This is a genomic window from Ottowia cancrivicina, from assembly GCF_029813755.1.
GTDB lineage: Bacteria > Pseudomonadota > Gammaproteobacteria > Burkholderiales > Burkholderiaceae_C > Ottowia > Ottowia massiliensis.
The window spans coordinates 40,659-51,072 of record NZ_JARVII010000020.1 but is presented as its reverse complement, the minus strand read 5'-3'; the positions used below and the strand labels follow the sequence as shown (position 1 = coordinate 51,072).

Sequence of the window (10,414 nt, the reverse complement as noted above, 5' to 3'; positions counted from 1 at the left end):
CATTTGCCGAATTCTTCAGGCAAATCGCGCCAGGGGCTGCCTGTGCGCACGATCCACAGCACGGCCTCTACAAACAAACGCTTGTCCGTGCCTCTCCGCCCCGCATCGCCAGGCTTGCCCAGGCAGTGCGGGGCCATCAGTGCCCACTGCTTGTCGCTCAATACTCTTCTTTCCATGGCGGGATTGCTGCATAAGAGGGGATTCTCAACAGGCCCTAGTGCCCGTGTAGCTGCCATCCACAAAAGGGGGGTCTTGAGACACGCAAAGCGCAAGAGCAGCCTCACCAGTGACGCCTTGGCACCTGCACGGTCCTGAATGCCAGCCGAGTGCACCATCATGGCCAGCAGCAGCCCCATCATGTTTACAGCTATGTGGCGCTTGTGCCCTTTGATTCTTTTGTCTGCGCCATATCCGAGCTGCCCCTTTTGAGACGGCCTTTCAGAGCCTGTCGCGCGAGACGATGAGGATGGTGCCGTCTTTTTGCTGCCGGATGAAGTTGCTTTCTTCCAGGCCCCGGATCACGCGGCTGACCATCTCGCGCGAGGCGCCCACCATGCGGGCCAGGTCCTGGCGCGATATCTTTTCCTGCACGACCAGCTCGCCGTGCCCCTGGTCCACGGCGAAGTCCAGCAAGGCATGGGCCACGCGGCCATATACGTCCATCAGCGCCAGCGATCCGATCTGGCGGTCTGCCTGCCGCAGCCGCTGCACCAGCCCGTACATGATGGCGTAGGCGATAGATGAGCCATCGGGCAGGCACTGCATGAATGCGTCGCGGCTGAGCGTGAGCGTGTCGGTCTGTATGTCAGCCCGCACGGTGGCCGAGTGCGGGGCGTTGTCGATCATGCTCATTTCGCCAATGTGGTCGCCCGGATGCAGGGAGGCCAGAATGACCTCGCGATTGCCACGGGTCATGATCACGCGGGCGCGGCCATTCAGCAAAATGAACAGCGTGTCCGTTCTTTGCCCCTGTTCGACGATGGTTTGCCCGCGTTTGAAACGGCGCTTGACCACCGCCTCTGCCACTTGCGCGGCCTGCTCGTCTGACAATGTCGAAAACAAAGGGACCCGGCGAACCAAATCCAGATTGGAGAGCATGGACATGACTTCAATTCCTTGATTTTTTTGATGAACCCCTCTGGCGGGCTGGCGAATGGCGGCCAGGCAACCTTTTGGAACCTGTTCAAAGTCTGTCCGTGGGCGCGAAAAGCGCGGGGCCTCGGGCGCTCTTGGGCTTCGCAAATCCTCGCCGGGATGTCACGCCCGCCTGCGCCTTGCAGCCCATTCCGAACCGCACTTGCCTCTTGCGACCGGATTTCGAACGGGTTCTTAAAATCCGCCTATTCCCGCAAATGTTTCGATTGACGGGTTTTTGCTACTATTTTTGCACATCCTTTTTGCACTCCGGTGCGTGAAACCACCTGCCGCCATCTCCATGAAAACCCGACACATCCGCCTTCTCATTCTTGGCTCCGGCCCTGCCGGCTATACCGCCGCCATCTATGCCGCCCGCGCCAATCTTCAGCCCGTGCTCATTACCGGCATGGCCCAGGGCGGGCAGCTCATGAACACCACTGAAGTGGACAACTGGCCCGCTGATGTGGCCGGCGTACAGGGGCCTGATTTGATGCAGCGCCTGCAAGCGCATGCCGAGCGCTTTCGCACCGAACTGGTGATGGACCACATCCACACGGCCGATTTGTCTGCCCGGCCTTTCACCCTGACGGGCGACAACGCGGTTTACACGTGCGACGCCCTCATCATTGCCACCGGCGCCACGGCCAAATACCTGGGCCTGCCTTCTGAAGAGGCCTACATGGGGCGCGGCGTGAGCGCCTGCGCCACTTGCGACGGCTTTTTCTATCGCGGCAAACCCGTCTGCGTGATTGGCGGCGGCAACACCGCAGTGGAAGAAGCGCTGTATCTCAGCAACATCGCCAGCAAGGTCTATCTGGTGCACCGCAGAGACAGCTTTCGCGCCGAACCCATCATGGTGGATCACCTTCATGAAAAAGTGCGCGAAGGAAAAATCGAGCTGAAGCTCAACGCCGCCCTGGACGAAGTGCTGGGCGACGCGATGGGCGTGACGGGCGTGCGCCTGAAAGACACGGCCAGCGGCCAGACGCAGGAGCTGGCCGTGCATGGCTGCTTCATCGCCATTGGCCACGCGCCCAACACCGGCATCTTCCAGGGGCAGCTCGAGCTGGAAAACGGCTACATCGTCACCCAGGGCGGACGCCATGGCTTTGCCACGCAAACCAGCGTGCCCGGCGTCTTCGCCGCAGGCGATGTGCAGGATTTCATCTATCGCCAGGCCATTACCAGCGCTGGCACGGGCTGCATGGCGGCGCTGGACGCCCAGCGCTTTCTGGAGCAGCAGGGCTGAGAGCTGCTGGCGAATGGCGTGGATGCGCCGCTATAATCCGCCGCTTTGCCGAATCAACCCAAGGCAAAAAAGAAGGGATACCGCCACCCTTTCCTGGCGAGGTCAAGCACGGGGCGAGTTGCAGCCAGCCAGCGGCTGGGAGTTGCGCGGCGTCCAGCCCCGGCTGTTATTAAAACGGAGCAATCCAATATGGCACGCAAGTGCGAAGTCACGGGCAAGAAGCCCATGGTTGGCAACAACGTTTCCCATGCCAACAACAAAACCAAGCGCCGGTTCCTGCCGAACCTGCAATACCGCCGTTTCTGGGTTGAAAGCGAAACCCGCTGGGTGCGCCTTCGCGTCACCAGCGCTGCGCTGCGCCTGATTGACAAAAAAGGCATTGACGCCGTGCTCGCTGACATGCGCGCTCGCGGCCAGGCCTGATCCCGTTTTCTGAACAAACAAAGGAAATATCATGGCTTCCAAAGGCGGACGCGAAAAAATCAAGCTGGAATCCACGGCTGGCACCGGCCACTTCTACACCACCAGCAAGAACAAGAAAACCATGCCGGAGAAAATGTCGATCACCAAGTTCGACCCCAAGGCCCGCAAGCATGTGGAATACAAGGAAGTGAAGCTTAAATAAGCGTGTTTCTTCACCGGGAAGGAGGTGTGGCAGAGTGGTCGATTGCACCGGTCTTGAAAACCGGCAACGGGCAACCGTTCGTGAGTTCGAATCTCACCGCCTCCGCCAGCCCAATAAAAAAGCAGCCTTCACGGCTGCTTTTTTATTGGGCTGCTTTTGCCTGGCGCCTTTGAAATTCAGGCGGGCAGGCAAATGGCAAGCGGCGCTTGTCCAATTGAGTTGCCCGCCATAAACCAGCCCAGCCCGCCACCCGCACCGGGGCTGGACGGCAAGCTTTCGGGTTTTTCATTGGACGGCCCAAGAAAAAAGCCAACCAGAAATGGTTGGCTTTTTGATATGTGGTGGAGAGGAGGAGGATCGAACTCCCGACCTCCGCATTGCGAACGCGGCGCTCTCCCAGCTGAGCTACCCCCCCATGCATTGCAGGGCGCGATTATATGCGCATTGATGCGTTCGTGCAATAAGGGAAGCCGAGCTATGCAGGGAGAGCATTGGCGTGCAAAATACAGCTCAGGAGGCTGTTGTTGACACCATGAAACCTGAAACACAAAGCAATGCATCCGCCCACGAGTGGATTGAAAACGTGACCTTTGACGAACTGCGCGTCGGCCAATCGGCCCAGATGACGCGGCAAGTGTCAGGGCAGGATATTTTGGCTTTCGCCGCCGTATCGGGCGACGTGAATCCGGCGCATTTGGATGTCGCGTATGCCCGTGACACCCTTTTCCATGGCGTGATTGCGCATGGCATGCTGGGCGGGGCGCTTATTTCGGCTGTGCTGGGCACCCAATTGCCTGGGCCTGGAACGATTTACCTGGAGCAAAGCTTGCAATTCATGCGCCCGGTTCACATCGGTGACGAGCTGACGGCCAGCGTCACGGTGGCTTCTTTGGAGGCAGCCAAAAAGCGCGTCACTCTTGATTGCGAGGTAACCAATCAGAAAGGTGAGCGCGTGATCAGTGGCAAAGCGTATGTCATGGCTCCTGTCGCCAAAGTTCGCCAGCCGCGCCCCTCGCTGGTTTTGCCGCATATAGAACCGCCTGCCGCGTTCACTGTGGCCTGAAAGATAGATCACTAAGCAGAATTACAGCCGCCTTTCCTTCCGTGAGCTGAATGGCATTCAATGCCATGCTTTATGGAAGGAAGGGCGGCTGTTTTGTTTTTTGAAGCTTATACAAAATCAGGCGGCTTTTTTAAACAGCTAATCCGGCCAGCTTTTCTTTCAGAAAGTCGATGAACGCCTGCGCCCTGGCGGGCAGCAGTTTGTTGGCGGTGAATGCATAAACCGGTACGGCGCGTGTCTGCCGGCCTGGTAGCAGCGCTTGCAGACGGCCTTGCGCCGCATATGGAGCGGAGCGGCCAGCGCGTCAGGCAGCGCTGCGATGCCAAAACCGTGCAGCGCCAGGCGCAGGTTCAATCCCAGGCTGTTGGAAGCAATGCGGCCATTTACGCGGATGCTGCGTGATTGCGGGCTGGGCGTGTTGCCGTCAATCGTTGTGTCATTGGCCGAATCGCCGTCTGCCTGGGCGGCCATTTCATGTGCGTGGCGCAACTCCCACACATCATCAAAACCTGGTGGAAAGCGAAGGCACTGGTGCCGGGCCAGATCGGCAGGCTCCAGCGGCTCGCCGTGCCGCGCCACATAGGCAGGCGCGGCATACAGCCCGCCTGAAAACATGGCCAGCAGGCGCTGCACCAGCCCTGAATCCGGCTGCTTGCCTGCGCGAATGGCCACGTCAAACCTCTCGCTGATCAGATTGACCTTGCGCGGCGTCACATCAAAAGAGAGCTGAATGAGCGGAAACCGTTCGCAGAACTCCCCAAGATACGGCGCAATGAATTCATGCGTGAAGTCCACAGGCACGGAAAGGCGCAGCAGCCCTTGCGGCTCGCGCAGCAGATGGCCCAGCTGCTCATGCAACAGCCCAGCTTCGCTCACAAGTGCGTCGGCCCGGTTGAAATACAGGCGGCCCGCCTCCCTCAGCTCCACTTTGCGAGTGCTGCGTTCGAGCAGCGGCAAGCCCATGCGCTGCTCCAGCCGGCTGACGCGCGCCGACAGCGTGGACTTGGGCATCTCCAGCGACTGCGCCGCCTGCGTGAAGCTGCCAGCCCGCGCCACGGCCACAAAAAGCGCCATGTCATCCAATATCAGCATGATTGTTCCGTTGAATGAACAGTGTTTTCCATTTTATTGCGCATTATTTCTGCGAAAGGGAAATATGCTGTCAGTCCCTTCATATATTCGCATAAAGGGTTCTGGAATGAACGCATTCGGCGCCCGGAATGCCGTTTTGCTGCTGATTGGTTACCGGGCCGGCGCCATGAGCTGGACAGGCTCCATTTGGCGAAATGAGGAAAATGCGCTGATGTCAATCAGCTAATTGCGGAGTTGAATTCTCCAAACCATTTTCAGGAGAAAACGCATGAAACTGCTTGAATCATTCCGGATGGGGTCATTGATGCTGAAAAACCGCATGGTCATGGCCGCCATGACGCGCAGCCGCGCTGATATTCACGGCGTGGTCGGCACCATGACGGCGGAGTATTATGCCCAGCGCGCCAGCGCGGGCCTGATTTTGTCGGAAGCCATCAATATTTCCGCCGACGCATTGGGCAGCCCGCTCACGCCTGGCCTGTTTGAAGAAAAACAGGTCGCCGCCTGGCGCAAAGTCACGCAGGCCGTGCATGAAAAAGGCGGAATCATTTTCGCCCAGCTCTGGCGCACTGGCCGCGTGGGCCATTCCGTGGATCGCGGCGGCCAATTGCCCGTGGCGCCTTCGGCCGTCAAAATCGAAGGCGCGCAGCATTTCACCTCGCAAAACATGAAGGAATATGAAACGCCGCGCGAACTGGCGCTGCCGGAAATTCGCCAGATCATTGCCAACTACGCCCAGGCGGCCCAAAATGCCGTGGCCGCCGGATTTGACGGCGTGGAGCTGCATGCCGCCAATGGCTATTTGCCGCAGCAGTTCTTGTCTGATTCCGCCAACCACCGCGCGGATGAGAATATGGCGGCAGCATCGCCAGCGCGTTTCACGCTGGAAGTCATGCGCACGCTGATTGCCGCCGTGGGCGGCGGCAAAGTCGGCATCAAAATCAGTCCGTTGCACCCTTACGCGGGCATTGCGTTCGATGATCCCTTGGCAACTTACACTTATTTGATCAACGAGCTGAACCAGCTTGATTTTGCTTTTGTGGAATTGATGAAACGCAGCCCCATGTTCCCGCTGCTGCCGCATTATCCGCAAGGCGATGAGATTGAGATATTCGGAAAACTCGTTTCACATACACTTGTGGCAGGCACGGCTTATACCCGCGAAAGCGGCGAAGCCGAGCTGCAAAAAGGCATTGCCAGTTTGATCGCCTATGGTTCGCTTTTCTTGGCCAATCCCGATCTGCCGCGCCGTTTTGAGCAAAACGGCGCGCTCAATGCCCCGGACCGCCCCACTCTGTTTGGCGGCGGCGAGTATGGCTATATTGACTATCCATTTCTTCCCGCCTGATCCGCCGGGCGTCAAAAACAAAACCGCCAGTGATACGCAGGCGGTTTTTCATGCGCTTCAGATTTTCAGGAACGGGTTTTTGAAAATGCGACGCCTGCACTGAATTTATCGCCCGGAAAAGGCTATGCCAGCGCAATGTGTTTGATGGCGGGCGGAAACGCAGGCATTCCGGCGAGCGCGCAGGCCCAGGCGCTTGCAGGAAGACCCCGGGGTGGGGTTGGCATAATAAAAAAGGAGCAAATTCAAGGCCGTGAAAACGGGCGACTGCGCACGTTCCACTAGGACCTCATGCTATGAATAGAGGAGCTAAATAGGGGCTTCAGCCTGCTTCGCCACTGGCTGCGTTTTGCGCCATCCCGATTCGCCCTGCGCGTTCTTCAGGTTCTGGGAAAAGGGCGCGCCGGAGGCGGTATATTCGCTATTGGAAAATGAATAGGTGGCGGAAGAGTTCATGTGCGAAAACGGCGGGCACGGCCAGGAAATTTGATGCGGCATGGATGGGTGGAAAGCCGGATTGGAATGAGTGCGCAGGCCGTTTCGCCCAAGGCGAAAATAGCATTTGCAAGCCGCCTTTGTGATTTGAAGCCATGATTTGACGGCGCTGCGCGCATAGCCTTTATCTGCCATTCACGTTGATAATGAAATAACGATGCCAGCGCGCGAGATTTTGACGCTGAAAACCGGAATTTATCCATGACATTGCCCGCCCTGGCCCTGCAAGACGTGCGCAAGCGCTTTGGCGCCAGCGAAATCATCGGCGGCGTGAGCCTGGCGGTGCAGCCGGGCGAGCGCGTGGCGGTGATTGGGCCTAATGGCGCGGGCAAGTCCACGCTGTTTGATCTGATCAGCGGGCGCACGCGCCCTGATGGCGGGCAAATCTGGCTGCACGGGGCGCGCGTGGATGGCAAACGGCCTTTTGAGATCAACCGCATGGGCCTGTCGCGCAGTTTTCAGGTCTCGCGCGTGTTTGGCGGCCTGAGCGTGCAGGACAACCTGCGTTGCGCCGCGCTGTGGGCGCTGGGCTACCGCTACAGCCTGCTGCGCTGGCTGGGCCGCTTGCGCGATGTGAACCAGCGCACCGATGAGCTGCTGGAGCGCACGCGCCTGGCGCACCGCCGCCACGCGATGGCGGCGCACCTGGCGTATGCGGAGCAGCGGGCGCTGGAAATCGGCATCACGCTGGCTGGCGGCGCGCGCGTGGTGTTGCTGGACGAGCCGACAGCAGGCATGAACGCGGATGAGACGGCGCATTTCATCGGCCTCATCCGCGAGCTGACGGCCGGGCGCACGCTGCTGATGGTGGAGCACGACATGGGCGTGGTTTTCAGCCTGGCAGACCGCATCGCCGTGCTGGCGCAAGGGCGCTTGCTGGCGTTTGACACGCCCGAGACCGTGCGCGCCGATGCGCGCGTGAAAGCGGTTTACCTGGGCAGCGAAGCGGATGGGCCGGATGCACCGGATTCGCTTCAGGCCGCCCATGCGGGAGGGCGGGCATGACGCTGCTTGTGCGCGACTTGCGCGCCTGCTACGGCAAAAGCGAAGTGCTGCACGGCGTGCGGCTGGAAGTGGCGCCGGGCGAAATCGTGGCGCTGCTGGGGCGCAATGGCGCGGGGCGCTCCACTTGCGCCAAGGCCATCATGGGGCTGCTGCCCGCCAGCGGAAGCGTGAGCTGGCGCGGCCAGCCGCTGCTGGGGCGGCCCGCGCATGAAATCGCCCGCCTGGGGCTGGGTTATGTGCCCGAAAGCCGCGATGTCTTTCCGCGCCTGACCGTGCGCCAGAACCTGCTGCTGGGCGAAAAACAGGGCGCGAAACAGGGCGCGAATCAGGGGGCGGCCGGGCGCGCGCCCTGGCGCATGCAAGACATGTTCGAGCTGTTTGCGCCGCTCAAGGCGCGCGAGCGCACCGAAGCGGGCGTGCTCTCCGGCGGCGAGCAGCAAATGCTCACGCTCTGCCGCACGCTCATGGGCAACCCCGATTTGCTGCTGGTGGATGAACCCACGGAAGGGCTGTCGCCCCTGATGGCCCAGCAGGTGGGCCGCTGCCTGCAAATGCTGCAAGCGCGGGGCCTGGGCATCTTGCTCATCGAGCAAAAGCTCTCCATCGCGCTGCGCATTGCCACCCGTGCGCTGGTGATGGGGCAGGGCCGCATCGTCTTTGAAGGCACGCCGCAGGCGCTGCGCGCCGATGAAAAAACCTGGCGCGAGTGGCTTCAGATATGACGGGCGGCGCGCTCGGGCAGCTGCTTGGGCGCTTGCTTGATTCGATGGCGCGTTTTTCAGCTTTCACCGGGCTGCCTGCGCTTGCAAAAGCGCAAGGCGAAACGCGCCTGCCGCACGCGAACGCCTGCTTCATACGGCTGTTTGTTTCGCATTCCGCAAGCATCAGCTTGGCGCGGCTATGGCATGGGCCAATGTAACTAGGCGATACTTAACGATACGTCATGTTCGTATCAACGCATTGGCACCAACTCACTCTGGGGAAACACCGCATGGCTGCGCTGCTGAAATTCGTGATGGCCACGGCCTGCGCCGTGGCGTGGGGCGCTGTTCCGCTGGCCGCCTGCGCGCAAGAGGCGCTGGAGGTGGTCCAGATCGTGCCGCTCAGCGGCCCCCTGGCGCAGGCAGGCCGCGAAATCAACGCCATGACCCGCGCCACGCTGGACGACTACAACCGGAACGCCAAGGGCGGCGTGCGCATCGAGCTGAAATCGCTGGATGACGGCTACAGCGCCGTCAAGGCCACGCAAGCCGCCTCGTCCGCAGTGTCCAGCGCGCAAGCTTTTTTGTCGTGCTTTGGCTCCCCCAGCTGCCTGGCGCAGCAGCAAATCTGCGCCAAGGCCAAAGTGCCCCTGCTTGGCCCCGTGGCCGGTTCGTCCGCCCTGCGCGGCAAACAGGCCTGGTACACCTACGCCGTGCGCGCCCCGGCCAGCAGCGAGCTGTTGCGGCTGCTGGGCTTCATCAACGCCACCGGTCTCAAAAGCGTGGGCGTGTTCATTCAGGAAGACGGTTTTGGCATCGACTACGCCAGCGAGCTGGACAAGCTGCGCGACCGCTTTCCGGACCTGCGCTTCGTGCCCCGCCGCTTCAACGCCAGCTTGCCGGACTACCGCCGCGCCGCCGAGGAGCTGATGGCCTCCCGCCCCGACGCGCTGCTGCTGCTGGCCGACAGCCAGCAATCGGCCGCCTTGCTGGACGCCTGGCGCGCCAAGGCCGCCCTGCCGCTGGTGCTGAACCTGGCCGCGCAGGCCGACGCCCAGTACGCCGACCGCGTAAAAGGCCACATGGGCATGGCCGCTTTCGTCACCGTCACCCCCAGCCCGTGGGGCAGCCGCCTGCCCGCCCAGCAGGACTACCAGCGCATCGCCAAGGCGGCGGGCCTCAAGCCCTCTTACCTCAGCTTTGAAAGCTACCTGAACGCCCGCCTGCTGATTGAAGCCGTGAAAAACGGGCAGGTGAAAAACAAGACCGACCTCTCGCGCTGGCTGGATGCTGCCGCCAACATTGACCTGGGCACCGGCTACGGTCTGAACTACAAGGGCGAGCGCCAGGGCGCCAGCCACACCGATCTGGCCGTGCTGACGCCGGAAGGCAAATTCAAGCATTGACGCCAGCGGGCGGATTCGCGCCCGCTCAAGCTCTGCCCGCGCTGGAAAACGCGGCAAGCAGGCCGCTGAAGCGCTGAAAACCTGTTCAGAGAGCCTGAGCGGAAAAGAGCCTGCGCCTTGGCAATATCCATCAGAGAACACCCAAAACAGGAGCAAATTCAAGGGGTCCTGAATGCCTTGCTGCGCAGTTTCTTCTAGGACCTCATGCTATGGATAGAGGAGCGAAATCAGGCCAGGCCTCGCGTGAGCCTGGCCCTGCGCATGGACTGTTTTTCTGTCCATTTCCCCGCCATCGC

The 10,414-nt window shown here is 60.8% G+C and carries 12 protein-coding genes, 2 tRNA genes and 1 pseudogene; 9 read left to right on the top strand and 6 right to left on the bottom strand.

The window, feature by feature from the left end; translation table 11 throughout:
* The 3 genes and pseudogenes from QB898_RS09825 to QB898_RS09820 all read right to left on the bottom strand — a co-directional run.
* On the bottom strand, positions 1-176 hold a 176-nt coding region (locus tag QB898_RS09825), incomplete at its 3' end, for a transposase (protein ID WP_279524808.1).
* 153 nt (positions 177-329) lie between these two features.
* A pseudogene (locus tag QB898_RS13455) lies at positions 330-392 on the bottom strand (hypothetical protein); the annotation flags it as partial.
* Between the two features lie 46 nt (positions 393-438).
* Positions 439-1,104, bottom strand: a complete 666-nt coding sequence (locus tag QB898_RS09820; protein ID WP_050714452.1) for a Crp/Fnr family transcriptional regulator — start codon at positions 1,102-1,104, stop codon at positions 439-441.
* A 331-nt stretch (positions 1,105-1,435) separates the two neighbouring features.
* Between QB898_RS09820 and trxB the strand changes: the two genes are divergently transcribed.
* The 4 genes from trxB to QB898_RS09800 all read left to right on the top strand — a co-directional run bounded on the left by trxB (position 1,436) and on the right by QB898_RS09800 (position 3,119).
* Positions 1,436-2,386: a thioredoxin-disulfide reductase gene (trxB, locus tag QB898_RS09815; protein WP_279524803.1), complete on the top strand. Its 951-nt coding sequence runs from the start codon at positions 1,436-1,438 to the stop codon at positions 2,384-2,386.
* 189 nt (positions 2,387-2,575) lie between these two features.
* Positions 2,576-2,809 carry a 50S ribosomal protein L28 gene (gene rpmB / locus QB898_RS09810; RefSeq protein ID WP_279524802.1) on the top strand — a complete coding sequence of 78 codons (234 nt, stop codon included), beginning with the start codon at positions 2,576-2,578 and terminating at the stop codon, positions 2,807-2,809.
* A 31-nt stretch (positions 2,810-2,840) separates the two neighbouring features.
* Positions 2,841-3,011 (top strand): 50S ribosomal protein L33, encoded by a 171-nt coding sequence (gene rpmG / locus QB898_RS09805; protein ID WP_050714450.1) that lies wholly within the window; start codon positions 2,841-2,843, stop codon positions 3,009-3,011.
* Between the two features lie 20 nt (positions 3,012-3,031).
* Positions 3,032-3,119: transfer RNA gene (locus tag QB898_RS09800), tRNA-Ser, on the top strand.
* A 231-nt stretch (positions 3,120-3,350) separates the two neighbouring features.
* On the opposite strand, the gene QB898_RS09795 is transcribed toward QB898_RS09800, so the two are convergent.
* Positions 3,351-3,426: transfer RNA gene (locus QB898_RS09795), tRNA-Ala, on the bottom strand.
* A 117-nt stretch (positions 3,427-3,543) separates the two neighbouring features.
* Between QB898_RS09795 and QB898_RS09790 the strand changes: the two genes are divergently transcribed.
* Positions 3,544-4,074: a MaoC/PaaZ C-terminal domain-containing protein gene (locus QB898_RS09790; protein ID WP_102284127.1), complete on the top strand. Its 531-nt coding sequence runs from the start codon at positions 3,544-3,546 to the stop codon at positions 4,072-4,074.
* A 159-nt stretch (positions 4,075-4,233) separates the two neighbouring features.
* Here QB898_RS09790 and QB898_RS09785 read toward each other — a convergent pair whose 3' ends face one another.
* Positions 4,234-5,166 (bottom strand): LysR family transcriptional regulator, encoded by a 933-nt coding sequence (locus QB898_RS09785; protein ID WP_279524801.1) that lies wholly within the window; start codon positions 5,164-5,166, stop codon positions 4,234-4,236.
* A 268-nt stretch (positions 5,167-5,434) separates the two neighbouring features.
* On the opposite strand from QB898_RS09785, the gene QB898_RS09780 reads away from it, so the two are divergent.
* Complete coding sequence (locus QB898_RS09780; RefSeq protein ID WP_346429807.1) at positions 5,435-6,514, top strand: alkene reductase; 1,080 nt, start codon at positions 5,435-5,437, stop codon at positions 6,512-6,514.
* Between the two features lie 306 nt (positions 6,515-6,820).
* On the opposite strand, the gene QB898_RS09775 is transcribed toward QB898_RS09780, so the two are convergent.
* The gene (locus QB898_RS09775) at positions 6,821-6,967 is read right to left on the bottom strand and encodes a hypothetical protein (RefSeq protein ID WP_279524800.1); all 147 of its coding nucleotides are present in this window, start codon (positions 6,965-6,967) and stop codon (positions 6,821-6,823) included.
* Positions 6,968-7,207: 240 nt separating this feature from the next.
* Between QB898_RS09775 and QB898_RS09770 the strand changes: the two genes are divergently transcribed.
* The 3 genes from QB898_RS09770 to QB898_RS09760 all read left to right on the top strand — a co-directional run bounded on the left by QB898_RS09770 (position 7,208) and on the right by QB898_RS09760 (position 10,118).
* Positions 7,208-8,011 (top strand): ABC transporter ATP-binding protein, encoded by an 804-nt coding sequence (locus QB898_RS09770; protein ID WP_279524799.1) that lies wholly within the window; start codon positions 7,208-7,210, stop codon positions 8,009-8,011.
* Positions 8,008-8,733: an ABC transporter ATP-binding protein gene (locus tag QB898_RS09765; RefSeq protein ID WP_279524798.1), complete on the top strand. Its 726-nt coding sequence runs from the start codon at positions 8,008-8,010 to the stop codon at positions 8,731-8,733. The genes QB898_RS09770 and QB898_RS09765 overlap by 4 nt, the downstream gene beginning before the upstream one ends.
* Before the next feature lie 269 nt (positions 8,734-9,002).
* Complete coding sequence (locus QB898_RS09760; protein WP_279524797.1) at positions 9,003-10,118, top strand: ABC transporter substrate-binding protein; 1,116 nt, start codon at positions 9,003-9,005, stop codon at positions 10,116-10,118.
* The last annotated feature ends 296 nt before the right edge of the window (positions 10,119-10,414 follow it).